Source organism: uncultured Thiocystis sp. (genome assembly GCF_903866365.1).
GTDB lineage: Bacteria > Pseudomonadota > Gammaproteobacteria > Chromatiales > Chromatiaceae > Chromatium.
This window is the reverse complement of sequence record NZ_CAIPNF010000027.1, coordinates 21828-43038: the sequence shown is the minus strand read 5'-3', so window position 1 is coordinate 43038 and position 21211 is coordinate 21828. Positions and strand designations below refer to the sequence as shown.

The 21211-nt window shown below is 62.9% G+C and carries 21 protein-coding genes; all 21 read right to left on the bottom strand.

Going from position 1 to position 21211, the window contains the following annotated elements:
* Position 1: 1 nt before the first annotated feature.
* On the bottom strand, positions 2 to 2131 hold the full coding sequence (locus QZY07_RS01345; protein WP_295399219.1) for a chemotaxis protein CheA: 2130 nt from the start codon (positions 2129 to 2131) through the stop codon (positions 2 to 4).
* 24 nt (positions 2132 to 2155) lie between these two features.
* Complete coding sequence (locus QZY07_RS01340; protein ID WP_295399217.1) at positions 2156 to 2926, bottom strand: protein phosphatase CheZ; 771 nt, start codon at positions 2924 to 2926, stop codon at positions 2156 to 2158.
* Between the two features lie 175 nt (positions 2927 to 3101).
* Entirely contained in the window at positions 3102 to 3476 is a 375-nt protein-coding gene (gene cheY / locus QZY07_RS01335; RefSeq protein ID WP_014776949.1) for a chemotaxis response regulator CheY, read from the bottom strand.
* A 46-nt stretch (positions 3477 to 3522) separates the two neighbouring features.
* Positions 3523 to 4269, bottom strand: a complete 747-nt coding sequence (locus tag QZY07_RS01330; RefSeq protein WP_295399214.1) for an RNA polymerase sigma factor FliA — start codon at positions 4267 to 4269, stop codon at positions 3523 to 3525.
* Complete coding sequence (locus tag QZY07_RS01325; RefSeq protein ID WP_295399212.1) at positions 4269 to 5099, bottom strand: MinD/ParA family protein; 831 nt, start codon at positions 5097 to 5099, stop codon at positions 4269 to 4271. The genes QZY07_RS01330 and QZY07_RS01325 overlap by 1 nt, the downstream gene beginning before the upstream one ends.
* Positions 5083 to 6303 carry a flagellar biosynthesis protein FlhF gene (flhF, locus tag QZY07_RS01320; RefSeq protein ID WP_295399210.1) on the bottom strand — a complete coding sequence of 407 codons (1221 nt, stop codon included), beginning with the start codon at positions 6301 to 6303 and terminating at the stop codon, positions 5083 to 5085. The genes QZY07_RS01325 and flhF overlap by 17 nt, the downstream gene beginning before the upstream one ends.
* A gap of 22 nt (positions 6304 to 6325) precedes the next feature.
* On the bottom strand, positions 6326 to 8434 hold the full coding sequence (gene flhA, locus QZY07_RS01315) for a flagellar biosynthesis protein FlhA (RefSeq protein ID WP_295399209.1): 2109 nt from the start codon (positions 8432 to 8434) through the stop codon (positions 6326 to 6328).
* Positions 8431 to 9585 carry a flagellar biosynthesis protein FlhB gene (gene flhB / locus QZY07_RS01310; protein ID WP_295399207.1) on the bottom strand — a complete coding sequence of 385 codons (1155 nt, stop codon included), beginning with the start codon at positions 9583 to 9585 and terminating at the stop codon, positions 8431 to 8433. The genes flhA and flhB overlap by 4 nt, the downstream gene beginning before the upstream one ends.
* 1 nt (position 9586) lies before the next feature.
* Positions 9587 to 10360 (bottom strand): flagellar biosynthetic protein FliR, encoded by a 774-nt coding sequence (gene fliR / locus QZY07_RS01305; protein ID WP_295399205.1) that lies wholly within the window; start codon positions 10358 to 10360, stop codon positions 9587 to 9589.
* A gap of 21 nt (positions 10361 to 10381) precedes the next feature.
* Positions 10382 to 10651 carry a flagellar biosynthesis protein FliQ gene (gene fliQ, locus QZY07_RS01300; protein ID WP_295399203.1) on the bottom strand — a complete coding sequence of 90 codons (270 nt, stop codon included), beginning with the start codon at positions 10649 to 10651 and terminating at the stop codon, positions 10382 to 10384.
* A gap of 11 nt (positions 10652 to 10662) precedes the next feature.
* Positions 10663 to 11412 (bottom strand): flagellar type III secretion system pore protein FliP, encoded by a 750-nt coding sequence (gene fliP / locus QZY07_RS01295; RefSeq protein ID WP_295399202.1) that lies wholly within the window; start codon positions 11410 to 11412, stop codon positions 10663 to 10665.
* On the bottom strand, positions 11409 to 11852 hold the full coding sequence (fliO, locus tag QZY07_RS01290; protein WP_295399200.1) for a flagellar biosynthetic protein FliO: 444 nt from the start codon (positions 11850 to 11852) through the stop codon (positions 11409 to 11411). The genes fliP and fliO overlap by 4 nt, the downstream gene beginning before the upstream one ends.
* Before the next feature lie 4 nt (positions 11853 to 11856).
* Entirely contained in the window at positions 11857 to 12357 is a 501-nt protein-coding gene (gene fliN / locus QZY07_RS01285; RefSeq protein ID WP_295399198.1) for a flagellar motor switch protein FliN, read from the bottom strand.
* 11 nt (positions 12358 to 12368) lie between these two features.
* On the bottom strand, positions 12369 to 13346 hold the full coding sequence (fliM, locus tag QZY07_RS01280; RefSeq protein WP_295399197.1) for a flagellar motor switch protein FliM: 978 nt from the start codon (positions 13344 to 13346) through the stop codon (positions 12369 to 12371).
* 12 nt (positions 13347 to 13358) lie between these two features.
* A complete protein-coding gene (locus tag QZY07_RS01275) occupies positions 13359 to 13901 on the bottom strand; it encodes a flagellar basal body-associated FliL family protein (RefSeq protein WP_295399195.1) in 543 nt (180 codons plus the stop codon).
* A 143-nt stretch (positions 13902 to 14044) separates the two neighbouring features.
* Positions 14045 to 15826 (bottom strand): flagellar hook-length control protein FliK, encoded by a 1782-nt coding sequence (locus tag QZY07_RS01270; RefSeq protein WP_295399193.1) that lies wholly within the window; start codon positions 15824 to 15826, stop codon positions 14045 to 14047.
* Positions 15827 to 15863: 37 nt separating this feature from the next.
* The gene (locus QZY07_RS01265) at positions 15864 to 16301 is read right to left on the bottom strand and encodes a flagellar FliJ family protein (RefSeq protein ID WP_295399191.1); all 438 of its coding nucleotides are present in this window, start codon (positions 16299 to 16301) and stop codon (positions 15864 to 15866) included.
* A 17-nt stretch (positions 16302 to 16318) separates the two neighbouring features.
* On the bottom strand, positions 16319 to 17701 hold the full coding sequence (fliI, locus tag QZY07_RS01260; RefSeq protein WP_295399189.1) for a flagellar protein export ATPase FliI: 1383 nt from the start codon (positions 17699 to 17701) through the stop codon (positions 16319 to 16321).
* The gene (locus tag QZY07_RS01255) at positions 17698 to 18426 is read right to left on the bottom strand and encodes a flagellar assembly protein FliH (RefSeq protein ID WP_295399188.1); all 729 of its coding nucleotides are present in this window, start codon (positions 18424 to 18426) and stop codon (positions 17698 to 17700) included. The genes fliI and QZY07_RS01255 overlap by 4 nt, the downstream gene beginning before the upstream one ends.
* A 65-nt stretch (positions 18427 to 18491) precedes the next feature.
* Positions 18492 to 19502: a flagellar motor switch protein FliG gene (fliG, locus tag QZY07_RS01250; protein ID WP_295399186.1), complete on the bottom strand. Its 1011-nt coding sequence runs from the start codon at positions 19500 to 19502 to the stop codon at positions 18492 to 18494.
* Positions 19492 to 21180, bottom strand: a complete 1689-nt coding sequence (gene fliF, locus QZY07_RS01245; RefSeq protein ID WP_295399184.1) for a flagellar basal-body MS-ring/collar protein FliF — start codon at positions 21178 to 21180, stop codon at positions 19492 to 19494. The genes fliG and fliF overlap by 11 nt, the downstream gene beginning before the upstream one ends.
* Positions 21181 to 21211 lie beyond the last annotated feature (31 nt).

The window sequence follows — 21211 nt, the reverse complement described above, 5'->3', positions numbered from 1 at the left end:
GTCAGGCTCCCGCTTGCGCCATCTGACGCACGGCGCGCGAACCGCGTCCGCCATACCCTGGACGGCCCATGAGCCGCAGGAGCTCGGGGACATCGATAATCAAGGCAATTCCGCCATCGCCCGTGATGGTCGCGCCCGCCAACCCAGGGACGCCCTGCAACCCCCGGCCAAGCGGTTTGATCACTACTTCCTCCTGACCGACCAGTCCATCCACGACCAATCCGACCTTGCGCTGCGCGACATGCACCACAACCACATGCGCCTCGGTCTTGGGTTCGATCAGCCGGTTGGGATGCAGCCAGCGCCCAATGTAATAGAGCGGCAGGGCATGGCTGCGCACCATGATGGCTTCCTGATCGTCGACAAAATGGCTACGGGTCAGATCGAGATCGAGAATCTCCGAGACCGACGCCAGCGGAATCGCGAACCGGCGTCCATCCAGAATCACCATCAACGCCGGCAGAATGGCCAGGGTCAAGGGCAACTTGACCAGCAGCTTGGTCCCGCGTCCGATTTCCGAGTCGATTTCGACCGTGCCGTTAAGTTGGGCGATGCGTGTCTTGACGACATCCATGCCGACCCCGCGCCCGGAGACGTCGGAGATCTCGTCCTTGGTCGAGAGTCCTGCCAGAAAAATCAGATTGAACGAATCCCGATCGCTCAGGCGCTCGGCCATCGTGGGTTCCAACAACCCTTTCTCGACGGCCTTGCGACGCAACACCACCGGGTCCATACCACGTCCGTCATCCTGGATGATCAGTGAAATATGATCGCCTTCCTGGGCGGCGCCCAGCACGATGGTTCCCTTGCGCGACTTGCCATGCGCCTCGCGCACCTCGGGCATTTCGACCCCATGATCGACGGCATTGCGGATCAGATGGACCAGCGGATCGGCCAGCGCCTCGACCAGATTTTTGTCCAGGTCGGTCTCTTCGCCGAAAATCTCCAGATCGATTTCCTTCCCCAGGCTGCGCGCCAGGTCGCGCACGACGCGCGGGAAACGGCTGAAGACCTTCTTGATCGGCTGCATCCGGGTCTTCATCACCGCCGTTTGCAGGTCGGCCGTGACCAGCGCCAGCGCGCCAATCGCCTTGCCCAACTCTTCGTCCATGGTGCGGGTGCGCAGCATGCTCATGCGGTTGCGCACCAGCACCAGCTCGCCCACCAGGTTCATGATCTCGTCCAGGCGCTGAGTGTCGACCCGCACCGAGGTTTCGGCACTGGCACCGGCCGCGGTCCCGCGCGGGCTCTTCGCTGAAGAAGATGCCCCGGCATCCTCTTTCTCGCCGAACGCGGCGGCATCGACGACGCTGACCGACCGATCCTCAACGGGCGGACGCGGCGCCAGAACCTCTGGCGCGGATGGCTGGGAAGCGGCTGGAGCCGTGCTGGATTCCGTCGCCCCCTGCCCCTGCAACTGATCGAGCAGGGCATCGAACTCCTCGGCTGTAATCAGATCGCTGGATGAGGATTCGGGCGTGGGCGCTGACGCGGCAGGCGTATCGGCGACGGATTGGCCGGTTCCAGACATAATGTTGAGCAGCGCCTCGAACTCAGCTTCCGTGATGTCGTCCGAGGCATTCGAATTCGCGCGTTCAGCCTCCTCGTTGGCGGGAGTGCGTTCGGAGGTCGCCGTCGGCGCGGCAGGTACTGGAATCGCTTCGCGCGCGGGCGTCTCTGGCCGTTTGGCCGGGGATGGCGGCAGGGACTCGGGCGTCTCCGCCGGCGCGCGCGACTGTTCGCCCGGAACCGCCAGTTTCGCCAGGGCCTCGATCAGCTGATCGGGCGCGGGTTCCGGTTCGTTGCCTGACTTCAGATCGCCGAACATGACATTGAGCACATCGAGGACACGCAGGACGGTATCCATCAGGAAGGGCTCGATCTTGCGCTGATTGTTGCGCAGAAGATTGAAGACGTCCTCGGCATGGTGACAAATGATCACCATCGAGTTGAGGTTCAGAAAACCCGCGCCACCCTTGATCGTGTGGAAGCTGCGAAAGACCGCGTTCAGAAGATCTCGATCCTCGGGGTTCTGCTCCAGATCGATCAGCTGCTCATTCAGCGCTTCGAGCAGTTCCCCCGCCTCGACCAGGAAATCCTGAAGAATCTCGTCTTGCGGATCGATTGCCATGCAAAATCACCTGATGTCAGCGGGCTAGAAGCCCAGGCTGGAAAGCAAATCATCCACGTCGTCCTGCCCACTGACGACATTCGAAGCCGTATCCCGAGTATTGGGCACGATGGGACCGTGACTCTGCGGACCGGCTGGTTCCGCGTCCTTCGCCGACGCCGCCTGCTTCGCCGCCTTGCCAGGCTCCATGCGGGCGCTGGACAAGCGAATCAGTCCGACCAGATTTTCTTCGACCTCGTGCACCAGGCGGATGACGCGGCGGATGATTTGCCCCGTGAGATCCTGAAAATCCTGGGCCATCATGACTTCGGACATCAACGACCGCAAACGCTCGGTCTCTTCGCCGCTCGCGGCAAAAAAGACATCCAGGGCACGGGCAAATTCGCGGAATTCGTCGACCGACAGTTCGCGCTGGCGAAACCGGTTCCAGGTGTCCGTGAGTTCCAGCGAGCGCGCATGGAGCGATTCCGCGATCGGCATTCCCTCGTCGAGCGCGTTGAGCGTCCGGTGGGTCGCCTGCTCCGTCATGGTGACGACATAATTGAGGCGTTCCTTCGCATCCGGAATCTCGTCGCGCGTGAGCTCCACCAAGCGGGAATCGCCACGAAAGCTGTTCAGCGCCTCGTGCAAATCGCGTGTCAGCTTGCCGAGTTCCTCGAAGAGTTCCCGTTCATAGGGAATCCTCAGCTGGCGGACCACCTCGGCGGCTTGGTCTCCATGGCCCGCTTCCAGATGCTCGACCAATTGCCTCGCCAGGCTCAATTCGAATGCCTTGCTTTCTTCGTCATTGTCCATCGATGATTCCTTGCCGGGCATCAATAGATGCTTGATTGGCCGCAATAACCAACAGTTCGGATCTTGAAACTTTGCGCGGGAGAGCTGGAACCGACGGTGGTCTGTACCAGATTTTGCGGTCGATGCAACGCAATCGGCCGGTCATCCGCCACGCTCGCGATCCTCATCAGCGTCCCTAGGCTTCAAGGCGCTCGAAAATTTTGTCGATCTTCTCCTTGAGCGTCTCGGCGGTAAACGGCTTGACAATGTAGCCGTTGACGCCGGCCTGCGCCGCCTCGACGATCTGATCCCGCTTGGCCTCGGCCGTCACCATCAGGACCGGAAGCGTCTTCAGGGCCGGATCGGCGCGAACCGCTCGCAGCAGATCGATCCCCTCCATATTCGGCATGTTCCAGTCCGTCACCAGAAAATCGAAACCGCCATTCTTCAACATCGGCAGCGCGGTACTGCCATCGTCCGCTTCCATGGTGTTATTAAACCCCAGTTCGCGAAGCAGATTCTTGATAATGCGCCTCATCGTGGAAAAGTCGTCCACGATGAGAATTTTCATGCCTTTATCCACACGGAGCCCCCAATGGCATTAGCCGGGTTGACGATTATGAACCAGTTTCTTCCTGGATCCACTCGCTCAGGCGGACGCGCAAACGGTGGAGTGCCTGGCTGCGAATCTGGCTCACACGCGATTCAGTGACGCCAAGAATGGCGCCGATTTCTCGGAGATTCAGTTCCTCGTCGTAATACAGGGCAAGCACCAGGCGTTCCTTTTCAGGCAAACCCGCGAGAGCCTGCGCCAGCGAGGTCCGCAACCGATCCAGCTCGAAGTGTTCGCCCGGTCCCGGACCGCCGCCCGGCAACCAGCGATCTGGGTCAGTATCCTCGCCGAAAAGATCTTCCAATCCAAGAATCTGCGCACTGGCGGAATCCTGCAGCATCGCATGATAGTCGTCGATCGCGACCCCGAGTTCGCCGGCAATCTCGCGATCCGTTGCCGCCCGTCCCACGCGCGCCTCCACCTGCCGGATCGCCTCGGCAATCCGGCGGCTGTTCCGATGCACCGAACGCGGCGTCCAATCGGAACGCCGCAGTTCGTCGATCATGGCGCCACGGATGCGGATGCCCGCATAGGTGGCAAAGGTCGCCCCCTGCCCGCATTGAAACTGACGGGATGCCTCGATCAAGCCGATCATGCCGGATTGGACCAAATCCTCGATTTGGACCGACGCGGGAAGACGCGCCGCCAGATGGTGGGCGATGCGTCTCACAAGATCGAGGTTTGCCGTCACCAATTGTTCCGAATGATCGGCGGTACCCGAATAACCTGGCAAGGAGCGATTCGCAGTCATCAGGCACGTTGCAGCATCCGCTCGACAAAAAAGCCGATCCCGCCCATGCCGGTCTCGGACACCGTCAAGCGATTGGCTTGTCTGGCCAGCTCGATCAGCGCCTGTCCCGACAGACTCCCGGGATAGAGCGTCACGACTGGCTCGCGTTTCTGCACGGCGCGCCGCAGGTGTTCATCCATGGGAATCATACCCGATGCATCCAAGATCACGTCAGGGAGATATTGCGCGCACACGGAGGATAATTTACGCATCAGGCGCCGTCCGGATTCGGGGGTGCGCAGCATATTGCAGATCACCCGAAAGCGCAGCAGGCCATGCTCCTGGCGCAGCACCTTGATCAAGGCATAGGCATCCGTCAAGGAGGCCGGCTCGTCGCAGACCACCACGAACACATGTTGAACCGCTTTGCAAAAACTGGTGACCGAATCCTGCACGCCCGCGGCCGTATCGACGATCAGGACATCGAGCGGCTTGTCATAGGTGCTGAATGCGCGGATCAGCCCGGCATGCTCGACCGGCGTGAGATTCGCCATGGTGCCGATACCGGAGGCGGACGGCACCAGCAGCAGGCCATCCGGCCCCTCGACCAGGATCTCTTCAAGGGTGTCCACCGTCCCCGCCACCAGATCGTGCAAGCTTTTCGTGGGGCGCAGTCCGAGCAGAAGATCCGCGTTGGCCAGACCGAGATCGGCGTCGAAGAGCATCACCCGCCGCCCCAGCCGGGCCAGCGACACGGCCAGATTGACCGCGACATTTGTCTTGCCAACGCCGCCCTTCCCGCTGGCAATCGCGATGCTCAAGAGCGGCCGGTGCCTAATGGGGGACTGCATGCACGGTTTTCCTGAAAGGCAACACCGACTCCAAAACCATGGTTTCGCGCGGATTCCGAGGCGGCGAGGCAAAGGGCGCTCGGTTCAGCGGCGCGGACGCGGCGGGAGCGGCGTGGTCCTCGAAGACGATCTCCGCGGGTCGGGCCGGCTCCTGGAGCGCGAGACGTGTGAGATAAGTGGTATCCGCCTTGTGGAAATCCTCGTCGATCCGCTGGCCATCGCTGTAAAACACCAGACCCAGACGCTGTTCGAGGAGGACGGACAAGGTTTCGCCCAATTGTTCCGCTTCGTCAACTTTCGTCAGGACCAGCGCCGATGGCTCGCTGCCCTGAAACGATTGCAACACTTGCCGCAACACCATCGCCTGATGGGTTGCCGGGATCACCAACCAGGTCTCGAGCGGGATCTGGTGGCGCACCTTGGCGAACAGATTTCGCTCGGCCGCCTCGCGCGCGGCCTGTCCCTCGGTATCGATCAACACCAGTTTGCCGTCTCCCGCCCGGTTCGACAAGGCGACCAGATCCCGTTCGCTTTCCAACAGCGTGACGGGGATCCCGGCCATCTGACCAAACGCCTGTAATTGTTTGTACGCGCCGATGCGCTGCCGATCGAGTGTGACGAGGATCACCGAATCGCGACCCATCCGCCGGATCTGACGCAGCGCGAGACGGTTCAGGGTCGTGGTCTTGCCAACGCCGGTCGATCCCACCAGCGCAAGCATACCACCCTGTTCGAGCACGGTGGGCATGGCCGTGGCGATGGAGGCCGAAAGGCGGGTGCGCAGACGCGACCAGGCGGTCTCGGCCGTCGAATCTTCATGAATGCTGCCCGTGAGGCTGCGCGCCAGTTTGTCGCTGAAGCCGCATTTCTGCAGACGCTCGACAAACTCGGCGGCCAGGGGATGGCGAACCGCCCATTGATCGCGCTCGCTCCAGACGCTCTGTTGCATCAGGAGCGTGCGCAAATCGGATAATTCCCGGCGCATGGCGGCCAGTTCGGGATCGACTGGGAGGGTGTGGGCGGAACGCATGGCTGAATCGGACCCGGTCGCACTGGCAGCCGGAGCGGGTTCCAGCGCGGCCACCACTTCCAGCATCCCATCGACCCGGCGGCTGGAGAGAATGACCGCGTCCGCGCCCTGCTGCTCGCGCACCTGCCGCATCGCATCCCGCATGTCCCGTGCCCGATATCGCCTTACATTCATCTGTCTGCTCCTGTTCGCTCGCTCATGCCCGCGCCTGCGCGGTATCGCCCTTGCCCACGGTGGCGACGACCCGGATACGCCGGTTGTCCGGGATTTCGGTAAAGGCCATGACTGTCAGATTGCGCACCGCGCCGCGAAGCCAACTCGCGATCCAGGAACGAATCTCCGGAGCCACCACCAGCACCGCGGGCGCTCCTTCCGTTTCCTGGCGTCGCGCGGCATCGGTCACCGACCGTTGGACCCGCTCCGCCAGCCCAGGTTCGATACCGATGGTTTCGCCCTGACTGCCTTGCAGCGACTTATGCAAAATCTGCTCCAATGCCGGATCCAAGGCGATCAGCGGCAATTCGTCCTCCGGGCCGATGAGATCCTGCACGATGGAGCGGGAGAGCGCGACCCGCACCGCCGCCGTCAAGGTGGCGGGATCCTGACTCTTGATCGCGCGTTCCGCCAAAATCTCGGCGATGGTCCGTAAATCCCGGATGGACACCTGTTCCGCCAGCAGATTCTGCAGCACCTTCAGAACAATCCCAAGCGGCAGGGCCTTGGAAGAAATCAGATTCTCGACCAGCTTGGGCGAGCGGCGCGCCAGCTGGTCGAGCAGGTGCTGGACCTCCTCGTAACCGATCAGACGATGCGCGTTATCCCGAAACACCTGTGACAGATGGGTGGCGATCACCGTCGCGGCATCTACCACGGTATAACCGGCGCCCTGCGCGGATTCCCGATCGGCCGGGTCGATCCAGAGCGCGTCCAGATTGAAGGTTGGATCCTTGGTCGGCGTCCCCGCCACGGTCCCGAAGACCTGTCCGGGGTTGATCGCCAGTTCCCGATCCGGGAAGACCTCGGCCTCGGCGGCATTCACCCCCAGCAGCGCGATACGATAGTGATTGGGGCCCAGCTCCAGATTGTCGCGGATATGCACCGGCTGAATGAGAAATCCGAATTCCTGCGAGAGCTTGCGTCGAATGCCCTTGATCCGGCCCATGAGCTGCCCATCCTGGCTGCGATCGACCAGTGGGATCAGGCGATAACCGACCTCCAGCGAGACCAGATCGACCGGCGGGACATCGTCCCAGGACAGATCCCGATCCTCCGGCGCGGGGAGTTCCATGCCAGGGGGCAGTTGTTCCACCTCATCGCGACTGGATTCGGGCGGTTTGCGACCCTGTAGGTAGGCGCCACCGGCCAGCATCGCGGCCAATCCGAGGAAGACCAGATTCGGCATTCCCGGGATCACCCCGAGGATACCGATGACACCCGACGTCACGTAGAGCACGCGGGGATTGGAGAGCAACTGCTTGGTCAGCTGCTGGCCCATGTCCTGGGCGGTGTTAGCGCGGGTGACGACGATGGCGGTGGCGGACGACAGCAGCAACGCCGGAATCTGCGCGACCAGTCCGTCGCCGATACTCAGCAAAATATAGTTGTTCGCGGCATCGGCGAACGACAGGCCGTGCTGGGTGGTCCCGATGATGATGCCACCCAGGATGTTGATGAAGAGGATCAGGATCCCCGCCACCGCGTCGCCCCGTACGAATTTGCTGGCACCGTCCATGGAGCCATAGAAATCCGCCTCCTGGGCCACGTCCACGCGCCGCGTGCGCGCTTCCTCCTGCGAAATCAGACCGGCATTCAGATCGGCGTCGATCGCCATCTGCTTGCCCGGCATGGCGTCCAGGGTAAAGCGGGCGCTGACTTCGGATACCCGCCCCGCGCCCTTGGTCACCACCACGAAATTGATGATCACCAGGATCGCGAACACCACCAGACCGATGGCGAAATTCCCTCCCAGGACGAACTCGCCGAAGGCCTCGATGACCTGGCCCGCGGCACCCGTCCCCTCGCCGCCGTAGAGCAGGATCACCCGGGTCGAGGCTACGTTCAGCGCCAGACGCAGTAGAGTGGCCAGCAGCAGGACCGTGGGAAAGGCGGCAAAATCCATGGGTTTTGGCGTATAAACCGCCACCATGACCACGATCAGCGACAAAGCGATATTGAAGGTGAAGAGCAGATCGAGCGCAAATGGCGGCAGCGGCAGCACCAGCATGGCGAGCAACGCCATCAAAATCACGGGCACGCCGAGACCCAGCCGGCCAATCCCGCCGAGACGTGCACTCATGGTCGTCATCGGGATTCTCTCCGCGCCTGGCGCGCGGCCCGCGGATCGAGATACTCCTCGGGAACCGGCAGATCCTCGGGCATCTCGACCTCGGGATCCTCGCGTTTGAGCTGGTAGACATAGGCCAGCAGACGGGCCACGGCCACGAAGAGCCCGTTGGGGATTTCCTGACCGATCTCGGTGGTGAAATAGATCGCGCGCGCCACCCGGGGCGCCTCGATCCGCGGGATGCCATGCGCCTCGGCCAGTTCGCGAATGGCCGCCGCGACGTCATCGGCGCCTTTCGCCAGCATGCGCGGGGCGCGCATGGTCGCGGCCTCATAGGCGATGGCCACGGCATAGTGGGTGGGATTGGTGATGATGACATCCGCATTGGGCACCTCGGACATCATCCGGCGCCGCGACATTTCCATCTGCATCTGGCGGATCCGTCCCTTGACCTCGGGCTTGCCTTCGCTCTCCTTGAACTCATCCTTGATCTCCTGGAGCGTCATCTTCAACTGCTTATTGTGATTGTAGAGTTGGAACGGCACATCGATGATGGCCACCAGGATCAAGGCGGCCGACGCGATCAGAAAAATGTTGACCGCCATCTCTCCCGTTCGCGCGATCGCGACCTCCACCGGCAGCTCGCCCAGATTCATCAACGATTCCCAGATGCCGCTGATCGCCAGGCCGGCGACCACGCCCACCAGGATGAACTTGCCAAGCGACTTGACCAGTTCCATCAATCCCTGAACCGAAAAAAGACGCTTCATCCCCGTGATTGGATTGAGTTTCGAGAACTTCGGCGCGAATGCCTTCGCGGAGAAATTCGCCCCGCCGATCAGGATGGGGCCCAGGATCGCAATCGCCATCATGACCACCAAGAGCGGCGCGACAATGAGCAGGGCGCGGGTCATCAGATCGCGCAGATACGGCAGCAGCAGGCCCGGATCGAAAATCAGGCTCCGTTCGAGCGTCAGCCCATCCGTCAACAGCGCCATCAGACTCCCGGCCAGATCGCCCCCAAGAAACAGCAAGAAGGCACCGCCCGCGAGCAGGATCACCAGAGTATTGAACTCGCGCGAGCGGGCGACCTGCCCCTTTTCGCGGGCATCGCGCAGACGCTTCGCGGTCGGCTGTTCGGTTTGTTCCTGACCATTTTCGTTTTCGGCCATCTCATGCCCTCGTGATCTGCTGGATCAGCGCGAACGCGGCCAGGAGCAATTCGCCGATCCGCGCGGACAAGGCCGGCAGCGTCAGGATCAAAATGAGAAAACCGGCCAGAATGGTCACGGGAAAACCCACGGCGAAAATATTCAGCTGGGGCGCCGCCCGCGTGACCACGCCCATCGCGAGATTGACCAGCAACAACGAGGCCATCGCGGGCAAGGCAATCAGGACGGCGCCGGAGAACATCTGGCTGCCAAAGGCGATGACCGCCCACAGATCGTCGGAGGTCAATCCGGCGCCCGCCACCGGCAAGGTCTCGAAGCTGCGGAGCAACAACTCGATCAGCACCAGATGACCGTTCAAGGCCAGAAAGATCAGGGTCGCCAGGATCGTGAGAAACTGCGAGATCATCGGCACCTGGACCCCGCCGACCGGATCGACGGCCGACGCGAAACCCAGCCCCATCGAGAGCGCGATGTATTCGCCCGCCTGATTCAAGGCCGAAAAGACCATCTGCAGGATAAAGCCCATGGCGACCCCGATCAGGATCTGCCGCATGGCCACCACCAACCCGCCCAGACTAAGCGGATCGACCGTCGGTTGAGCGGTCAACTGCGGCGCCACGACCAGCGCCAGCAGCAGCCCCAAGGCCAGCCGGGCACGCACATTGACATTGCGGGCACCGAAGAGCGGCGCGACCAGCAGCGCGGCGCTGATGCGCACGAATGGCCACATCAGCGCGCCGACCCAGAGCACGATCTCCTCGGCGGCAAAATTCATGACGGATGGCGACCGCTCGGGTCACCCGATCAGGTTCGGAATACTGTGATAGAGACGGGTGATGTAATCGGTGATCAGCGACAGCATCCAGTGGCCCGCGAAGATCAGCGAGGCCCCGACACCCAGCAGCTTGGGGATAAAGCTGAGGGTCATCTCCTGAATCTGGGTCGCGGCCTGGATCATGCTGACGATCAGACCGATGGTCAATCCGGCCAGCAGGGGCGGCGCCGCCAGCAGGATGATTATCTGACCGGCCTCTTTGCCAATATCCATCACCATTTCGGGCGTCATCGCGCATCACCTCAGGTAAAGAAACTCTGGGCCAAGGTGCCCATCACCAGCGACCAGCCATCGACCAGCACGAACAGCATGATCTTGAAAGGCAGCGAGATGATCATCGGCGACAGCATCATCATGCCCATGGACATCAGCACGCTCGCCACCACCAGGTCGATGATCAAAAAGGGAATCAGGATCAGGAAGCCGATCTGGAAGGCGGTTTTCAATTCGCTGATCACAAAGGCCGGCACCAGCAGGTTGAGCGGAATGGCGTCGGGCGAGTCGAAACCGTCGAGCCCCCGGATCTCGGCGAAGAGCGACAGATCGGTTTCCCGGGTTTGCGCCAGCATGAAGGTGCGCAGCGGCTTGATCGCCTTGCCGAGCGCCTCCTCGGTGCCGAGTTTTTCCTCCATGTAGGGAATGGCGGCCGTGTCATAAATTTCCTGGAACACCGGCGCCATGACAAAGAGGGTCAAAAACAACGCCAATCCAAGCAGGATCTGGTTCGAGGGCGTTTGGGAGGTGCCCAACCCCTGGCGCAGAATGCCCAGCACGATGATGATGCGCGTGAACGAGGTCAGCATGATGAGCGCCGACGGCAGCAACGTCAGCAGGGTCATGAACAGCAGGATCTGCAGGGTCACCGAGTAGACCTGCCCGCCATCCGGCGCGCTAGTGACGGTGACCGCATTCATCCCCCCGATCTGGGCCAGGACAAGTTCCGGCGCCAGCGCGAACGCCAGCATCAGCCCCAGGCGCATGGCGCCCTTCATTGTCCCGCCCCCTGGGATCTGGCGCGCTGCAACAGGCTCGCGAACTCGCCCGCCCGCGGCTCCACTGGCGCGACGACGACCGGCGTGCGCAGGGTATGGAGATGGCGCATGCCGGTCGGCGTCAACCCGACCAGAATCTGCTCTTCTCCAACCTGCACGAGCATCAGGCGTTCGCGCGTTCCCACCGCGCGCACCGCCAGAATCTCGATGACTTGCTGTCCCTGGCCCGCCATGCCCGGCAGGCGGCGGAGGATCCAGGCCAGCGCCAGAATGATCAGGATGACGAGCACCAGACCGCCCACCATCTGGGCCAGATACCCGGACGCCACCCGCGCGGACGCCGCCGCGGGATCCGCCAGTAACGCCGGCGCGGCCAGGGCGATCAACGCGCCCAGAGCGAGCACGACCGAATGACGGAAACGAGGCCGACGGAACGTCATGGGATTACCGGAGCTTGCGGACCCGTTCGCTGGGACTGATGACATCGGTCAGGCGAATACCGAATTTTTCGTTGACCACCACCACCTCGCCATGGGCGATCAGGGTTCCATTGACCAGGACATCCAGCGGTTCGCCGGCGAGCCGATCCAGTTCCACCACGGAGCCCTGATTCAACTGCAAAAGATTGCGAATCGTGATCCTGGAGCGGCCGATTTCCATCGCAATGGTCACCGGCACATCCAGCAGCATGTTGAGGTTGACGTCTTCATGGGCGGGTGACTGCCAGCCGGAGAAATCCTCGGGATTCATCGGCTGCGCCTGCAGCGCGTCCATGGATCCCCCGCCAACGCCGCGGTTGGCGGACGCCCGCTCCTCGGTGCCTCGCTTGGGCGCGGCATCCCGCGCCGGGGGCACCGACACCGTGGCGTCTTTCTGTTCTTCCAGCGCCGCGGCCCAGTCGTCGGCAATGGCGTCGTTCGGATCGAGGTCGGTATCGGTACTCATGTCAGCATCCGCTAGTGCTTGATATATTCAGCGATCTTGATTGCATTGGCGCCGTTGGCGACGCCAAACTTACCCCGAAACAGCGGGATATCCTCGACGTTGAGAATCACGGATTCGGGCAGGTTGATCGGAATGATGTCGCCTGGACGCATATCAAGCAATTGTTGGACCGTCAGCGTGGCCTCGGTGAGGACCGAGCTGATCTCGACCTGGGCCGAGGGGATTTCATCCTGAAGCGCGCGCAGCCAGCGTTCGTCGACGCCGGAGCGATCGGATTGCAAACCCGTGTCCAAGACCTCGCGAATCGGCTCGATCATCGAATACGGCAGGGTCACATGCAGATTGCCGCCCCCGCCATCGAGCTCGATATGAAAATCGTTGATGACCACGATCTCGGTCGGACTGACGATATTGGCGAACTGCGGATTGACTTCCGAGTTGATGAACTCGAATTTCAGATGCATGACCGGCTCCCACGCCTTCTGCATGTCCTCGAAGGCGGCATCGAGCAGATTCTTGATCACCCGCAGTTCCATGGGCGTGAAGTCGCGTCCCTCGATACGCGAATAATAACGTCCGTCGCCGCCGAAAAAGTTGTCGACCAGACTGAAAACCAGCTTCGGATCGAACACGAACAGTCCGGTTCCATGTAGCGGAATCACCCGCACCAGATTCAGGCTGGTCGGGACATAGAGCCCGTGGAGATATTCCGAGAATTTCGTGACCCGGGCGCCGATCACGGAGATTTCGGAGGAGCGGCGCAGAAGATTGAAGAGATGGATGCGCAGATATCGCGCAAAACGCTCGTTGATCATGTCGAGCGTGGGCATGCGCCCGCGGACGATACGCTCCTGGGTGGCGAAGTCGAAGGGTCGCGCACTTCCGTCCGCCGGAAAGGGATTGGTATCGGTATCGATATCGCCATCGTCGACGCCATGCAGTAGCGCATCAATTTCATCCTGGCTGAGAATGTCGGTCTGCTGCGCCATACCGCGTCGCTCCTACTGCATGACCAGATCGGTGAACAGAATATCCTCGACTCCCACGGGCTCCCTGGCTCGGGTCAATATCTTGATCAGCATGTTCTTCAAGTCTCCGCGCAAGGCGTCCTTGCCTTCCGGTGTATTGACCGTGCCATAGTTCTGTCCCGAGAGATGCGCGAGCAGATCGTTGCGGATCAATGGCAGGTGTTTATCCACGGCGGCAACGACATTCGGATCGCGCGTGACGATGGTGAGATTGAGACGAAGAAAACGCACCGGACCGGGCGCCGTGATATTGACCGTCACCGGTTCGAGCGCATGGTAGATCAACGGCGCCTCTTCCGATGGCTTGGCCGGCGCATGTTCGGTAACCGGTTCTGAAGCAGGTTCGGACGCGGATCCATGCGGCTCTTCCGCGCCCTCGGCCGGCTCGGCGGCATCCCGGAACAGGAAATAATAGGCGGCACCACCTCCCGCGGCGAGAATCAACAAGACAATAAGGATCAGGATCATCAGCTTGAGCTTGCTGCTGGAGCCCTTGCTCGGTTTCGATTCAGTCACTTTCTCGGCCATGTTTCACCCTAACGGATCATCCTCGAATGTAGGCAGACCAGCATACCAGATACCGAAAACGCATCGATCCGTCCGGACCGCGCGCCCGGCCTCTGGTGGCTGACGATCATCGCAAAAGTAACCATTTGAAATCAAATAAAATAATCTAGTCTCCCGGACAAGACGGACAGGGTGCTGCCGGCGAGATCCGGAGACTCGACGTCCTCCCCGAGACGGCCGTCAAAATTCTGGCGGGCTTGCGCGGTTCCAGCCTGCTCCCGATCCGCTTCGCCGCGTCTTTCGGGGGCCTGCTCGGAAATCGACACGTTGCCCAACGACAAACCATCCTGGGCCAGCGCATCCCGCAGCCGCGGCAAGGCCGCTTCTAGCACCTCGCGCACGATCGGATGAGGCGACAGAAACTGGACATGCGCCTGATCGGCCTCCATGGTCACCCGCACCTCCATGGCACCCAGACTCCGCGGATGCAGGGTGAACTCGGCCGTCCCCAGGCCGGATCGCATGACCCATTTCACCTGCTCCGCCAGGCGTGTCTCGCCACCGGGCCGGAACACATCGGACAGGTCGAATATCCGCGCCGGCCCGGAGCCGATTGGCGTGCCGACCGAGGGCGCGCCCGTCGCGGGCAATCCCGTCTCGGGCAACTCGGCCGCTGCGTCGGAAGCGTCGCGGACCGCAAGGCGCTGCGTTTCGTCCGTCGCCTTCAGCGCCAGATCGAGCAGGGCGCCCCGGGTCGAAAAGACAGCCGGCAAGCCCTGCCCCTCGCCCGCCAGCGGGCCGCCGGGCTGCATCGCACCGATTCCAGCATCGGTCGGTCCCGGCAGAAATTGGCTCAACCAGTTCGGAGCGGTTGCTCTCAGGATCAGTGTCTGATCGGACTCATCGGAATCCGCCAGGACGGCGGTCGTTGGGATGGCCGCAACGTCATCCGCCGGAATCGACGGCAACCACGGCTTTAATGCCTCCGCGGGAAGCGCCTGCGGCAGGGACGGCGGCCCGAACTCTCCAGGTTTTGTCAACGCAACGGCGGTCGCTGGGTTAGCCTTCTCCACGCCATCCCCTGGTACCGACTGCAATAAACGCCGAAGCCGGTCTGCGGGAATCGCCGTCGGCGGCGCTGCATCTCCTGACTCCAGGGAATGCGCGAGGGCGGCGGGCGGCGGATCGGCGCTTTCCAGACCACCCGCCGACGTCGGCTGCAACAACCGCCGGAGCAAGTCCGCAGAAATCGCCGTCGCCGGCGCGGTGTCTCCTGACTCCACTGGAGTCGCGAGGGCGGTGGGCGTCGGGGGAAGAGCCACGCCACCCGCCGGTGCCGGCTGCAACAACCGCCGGAGCAAGTCCGCAGAAATCGCCGTCGCCGGCGCGGTGTCTCCTGACTCCACTGGAGTCGCGAGGGCGGCGGGCGGCGGATTGGCGCTTTCCAGACCATCCGCCGACGTCGGCTGCAACAGCCGCCGGAGCAGGTCCGCGGGAATCGCGGTCGGCGACACGGCCTGGCCGGCGTTTTCGGATCGCATCTCCGACAGCGCGTCGGTGCCTTGCGCGGTCGCCGGCAAGGCACCGGAAATCGACGATTCCAGCAATTTATTCAGCAGATCCGTAGGCGTCTCCAGCGGGCTCGATGCCGTCGCGGAGAGCGACGCCGGGGTTTGATCGCCCGCCATTCGCGGTCCATCGGCGGGCGGCAGACGATCTTGCGCGAGCGTCAGGAATTGCGCCAGGAGCGCCTGACCGTCAAGCGCCGCGATCTCGGCCGGATCCTCCCCCCAGTCGACCAGGATGTCTTGCAATTGGGTGCCAAGGGCGCCCATGAAGCCGCCGTCTTCCGACATCTCCAGGGAACCCGTCTCGCCGCCCGCGCCTCCGTACACTTGAGACAGGAGGTCGGTGCAATGATTGAGTTGAATCATCTCAAGCCCTCGCGTGCATGATCATGACAACGCCCTTTCAAGCATCCGCGTTCGCGTGTTTCTGGAACGCCTGTCGGGTCGCCCAGAGATCCTGCTCGCGCTGTTGCTTGCGGCCATCCAGAACGCTCTCGGTCCGGCGACGACGCTCGATGAGTTTTGCCAGCGACAAGGTTGCCTGATGCTTTTCCATCCAGATCGACCGGGCCTGCTCCACCTGCGACTCGGCGGCGGCGACGCGCAACGCCTGCTGTTGCAATGCCTCGCGCAACTGCTGCTGCATCTGGGCCATCTGCTTCAACATCCGGGCATCGCTCGGCAAGCCGGAATGAAAATATTGGCTCTGATACTCGGACAACTGGTCACGCTGCTGCTCGGCACGGCTCAATTCCGCCAGACGGCTGGCCAGGACGACCGCCACCTCGTTTTCCTGCGCCTCGCGGATCTTGCGCAGGCGCTCGAAGCGTTTCACGCTCATGGGTTCTCTCTTTGCTTCTATCCGCTCGGCATGCCCAGCAGGTCGAACAACTCGCGCCGCGACTGTTCAAAGCTGGCCGCCTCGGTCCGGTTTTGTCCAAGATACGACTCCAGCCGCGGGTTCATCGCGACCGCCTCGTCCAACTGCGGATCGGAACCCTTGCGATAGGCGCCGACGGCGATCAGATCGCGGTTACGCGCATAGGTCGACATCAGACTCCGAAAACGATGGGCCGCGCGTTGATGCTCGGGGGTCACCACGGCACTCATGACACGCGACACCGAGGCGCTGACATCGATGGCGGGATAGCGGCCGCTTTCGGCAATCTCGCGCGACAGCACCACATGGCCGTCCAGGATGGCGCGCGCCGAATCGACGATCGGATCGTTCTGATCGTCGCCCTCGGCCAACACGGTGTAAAAGGCCGTGATCGAGCCGCCGCCATGATCCCCGTTGCCGGCACGCTCGACGAGTTGCGGCAGACGGGCGAACACCGAGGCCGAATAGCCCTTGGTGGCCGGCGGTTCGCCGATCGCCATGGCGATCTCGCGCGCGCCCTGGGCAAAGCGGGTCAGCGAGTCCATCAACAGCAGCACGTTGAGCCCGCGGTCGCGAAAATACTCGGCCACGGTGGTCGACACCCAGGCGCCATGCTGACGCAGCAGCGGCGACTGGTCGGCGGGCACCGCCACCACCACGGTCCGCCGGCGCGATTCGTCGTCGAGAATATCCTGAATGAATTCGTTGACCTCGCGACCGCGCTCGCCGATCAGACCGACGACGATCACGTCCGCCTCGGTGTGCTTGGTCATCATGCCCAGCAGGACGCTCTTGCCGACGCCGCTACCGGCGAAGAGTCCGAGCCGCTGACCGCGACCGACCGAGAGCAGTCCGTTGAGCGTGCGAATCCCCACGTCCAGCGGCTGTCTGACCGGCGCGCGGGTCAGCGGGTTGATCGGGCGACCTTCGAGCGGCACCAGCTCCTGAGTGCGCAGCGGCCCGCCGCCGTCCAGGGGCCGGCCAAGCGCGTCGATCACGCGCCCGAGCAGTTCGGGACCGACCGGGATGCGGCGGCTCTGCTCCAGCGGTTCGATCCGGGCGCCCGGAATCAGACCTTCCAGCTTGCCCTCGGGCATCAGAAAGGTCCGCTCGCCCTGGAAACCCACCACCTCGGCGGCCAGTTGGGTTCCGTTGACGGTATGGATCGCGGCCCGTCCGCCCACCGGCAGGCGAATGCCCTCGGCCTCCAGGGTCATGCCCACCATGCGCGAGAGTCGACCTTCCGGCTGCGGATCGGGCGTCTTCTCGATCCGCTGACGCGATTGCTCAAGGCGTTCGCGCAACCCATGAACCAATTGACGCGAACCCTGCTCGCGTAGATCTCGGATGACATCGGTCATACATCGTTCTCCAGCGGCGCTTCCGGCGGGGCTTCTGGCGGAACTTCCGGCGGTTCGGTAGGGGCGGATTCCACCGGCGGCGCCAGTTCCCCCCAGATCGCCTCGATGGACTGCCGCAGCCGCGTCTCCAGTCTGGCGTCGATGCGACTGGCACCGCTTTCGACAAGACAACCGCCACGCTCGATGGCGGGATCCGCAAGCCAGGTCAGCGACTCGCCAATGGAGTTGGCATAGGCATCCAGAATGGCCTGGTCGTCAGGATGCACATGCACCCGCAGCGGATGATTGCGCGACGGCAACTGCACCAGCGCCTGTCGGAGAACCCGCGCAATGAGGTCGGGACGTTGACTCAATTCATCCATGATGACCCGTTTGGCCAGCGTCTCCACCAGCATCAGCAATTCTGGCTCCAGGTCGTCCGCGGAGCGGGCCAGTGGATCGGCAAGATCAGCCGCGATCCCCTCCAGCGCCGCGATCGTTTCCTGCAAGGTCGCGTCCTGGATTGCCCGCAGTTCCGTCTCGCGCGCCAGGCGCGCATCGCGCTCTGCTCCGGCTTGTGCCAACGCCTGTTCGAGCCCCTCCTGATAGCCCGCCTGAAAACCGGCCGCGGCGCCGGCCGCACGCGCGGCCTCCTCGATGGCCGCGAGTTCGACTGCCGTCGGCTGATGGACGAGGGGTTCGGGTTCGGGTTCGGGTTCGCTCCCGTGCAAGGGTGCAGCACCCACATTCGGCGGCATCCAGCGCTGCGCGTCCGGAAATGTCTGTTCCGCCAACCCTGACCGAAACCGGTTCACAGCATGGCCTCCCCGCCTTTACCGCCCAGGATGATTTCGCCACTGTCCGCGAGACGGCGCGCCACGGCGAGAATCTCCTTCTGCGCGCCCTCGACATCGCTCACGCGCACGGGGCCTTTGGTTTCGAGATCGTCGCGCAGCATCTCGGCGGCACGCTTGGACATGTTCTTGAAGATCTTGTCCCTCAGATCGTCCTCTGCCCCCTTTAACGCCAGCACCAGCGACTCGGTCGAGATCTCGCGCAGCAGGGTCTGGATTCCGCGATCGTCGACATCGATCAGACTCGCGAAGACGAACATCAATTCCTGAATCCGCGTAGCCAGATCCTCGTCGACCTGCGTGACGCCCTCCATCACCACGGACTCCTTGGAGGACTCCATGAAATTCAAAATGCTGGCCGCCGTCTTGACACCGCCGATCATGGATGACTTGGCGGTGTTCTTGCCCGAAAGCTGACGTTCGAGAATCTCGTCCAACTCCTGCAGGGCCGCCGGCTGTACGCCGTCGAGCGTGGCGATGCGCAAAATCAGATCGGACTGCACCCGCTCCGGAAGATAGGACAGCGTCTCGGCCGATTGATCCGGATCCAGATGCGAGAGCACGATCGCGACGATCTGCGGATGCTCGTTGCGGATCATTTCGGCGATCGCGCGGGGATCGAGCCACTTCAGCGCCTCCAGCCCCTTGGAGTTGCGCCCCAGCAGGATACGATCGATCAGGCCCGCCGCCTTGTCCTCGCCCAGGGCCGAGCGCAGCACATTGCGGACATAATCGTCGGCGCCGATGCCAAGCGAAGTCTGATCGTGGACGACGCTCGAAAATTCCTGCACCACATAATCGATATCGCCCCGCGATACCCGATCCAGGTTGGCCATCGCGGTGCCGATCTTCTGAACCTCTTTGGGCCCCATGTGCCGGAGGATTTCAGCCGCCGCGACCTCGCCCAGGCTCATCATCAAGATGGCTGCACGCTCGGCGCCGGAGAATCTCGTAGGATCAGTTGCCATCTTCCGCCAACCATGACTTCATGACTTGCGCGACCCGCTTGGGATCCTCTCGCACCATCTCGCGGATGGCCTCCAGATCGAGTTGCTGCTGGTCGATTCCCTTGGGCCCCGTCAGCGAGGGGTGCGCCGAACCTTGATGACTCAAGGCGACCAGTTCATCGTCGGACTGCGATTCGTCGGTCAAGGCACGAAGTTCTTCACCATCGGCGCCCAGTGCTGGCAGCTCGGGCTCGGGCTCGGGCTCGGGCGGCTTGGGCATGAGCTGCCGCAGGCCCGGCTTGACGACGGTCAGCAGAACCAACAGGGCCAGGATGAGGCCGCCGACGACCTTGACCAGCTCAAGAAACCAGATCTCGGACCAGAAAGGGATCGCATCTTCCACGCGGGTATCCGGGACGAAAGAGGCCGAACTTACGTTAATCAAATCGCCGCGCTTCTCATCGAAACCGACCGCCCCGCGGACCAGCGCGCGGATACTCTCCAGCTCGGCATCCGAGCGCGGGACACGCACGACCTCGCCGGCATCGTTGGTTTGGTCCTGATAATCGACAACCACCGCCGCGGACAAACGGCGAATGCCGCCAGGCGTTTCCTGGACGTGGGAGATGGTTCGATCCACTTCATAATTGCGCGTCGTCTGTTGACTGCGGCTGCTGGGCAGTTGGGGATTCGCCGCCGCGCCAGCCGCCGGCCCGCCGACCGCCCCGCCCGCCCCGCCCGCCGGCGGTTGGTTGGTCAAGGCGCCCGGGATGCCGCCCACGCCAGGGTCGGCGCCGATTTTTTCCTCTTCATTGCTCTGCTCCGAACGCACCGCCGTGCGGTCCGGATCGAAAGACTCCTCGGTTCGCTCGACCTGTGAAAAATCCAGATCGGCCGCGACCTGCACCCGCACCCGATCGCGTCCGATAATCGGGATCAGCAGCGACTGCACGCGCTCCACGAAACCCGCCTCGACACGGTTCGTATAATCCAGATGATCGAGCGACAGATTCGCCGAGTTCTTGTCATCGTCAACGGTGAGCAGTCGCCCGGTCTGGTCCACCACGGTCACGCGCTCCGGCAACAGATCCGGAACGCTCGCCGACACCAGATGCACGATGGCCCCAACCTGGGCCTCGGTCAAGGAGCGATTCCCGCGCAGGTGGACGACCACCGAGGCGCTCGGCGGCGTGCGCTCGCGCACGAAGACCGAGCGCTCGGCCTGGGCGATATGCACCCGCGCCTGCTCGACCGGTTCCAGGGAGGCCACGGAACGGCCCAGCTCGCCTTCCAGCGCGCGCTGGAAGCGGGCGCCCTCGATCAAGCGACTGCTTCCGAAACCGGCATTTTCCTGCAGCAACTCGAAGCCAACATCGGTCGACTTCGGAAATCCCTGGCCGGCCAGCAGCAAGCGGGTCTCGGCGATCCGTTGCTGGGGAATTTCGATGCGCCCGGTGGCGCTGTCGACCTTGTACGGCACGCCCATCGAGGTCAGCGCCTGCATCATCTCGGCAGCCTCGGCGGCCTCGATCTGCGCGAACAGTGGGGCATAGGTGGGCCGCAGCGCCCAGTACAGAATGGCGACCACGGCGACAAGACCGCCGGCGATCATCCCGATCAGGGCGATCTGTCGCCCGGCCGGCATCGCGTTGAACGACTGCAGACTCGTCGAAAGCGCGGCGGTCAGTGAAGACGCCATGGCTGAATTTCTCCGTTACCCGCTCGTGCGT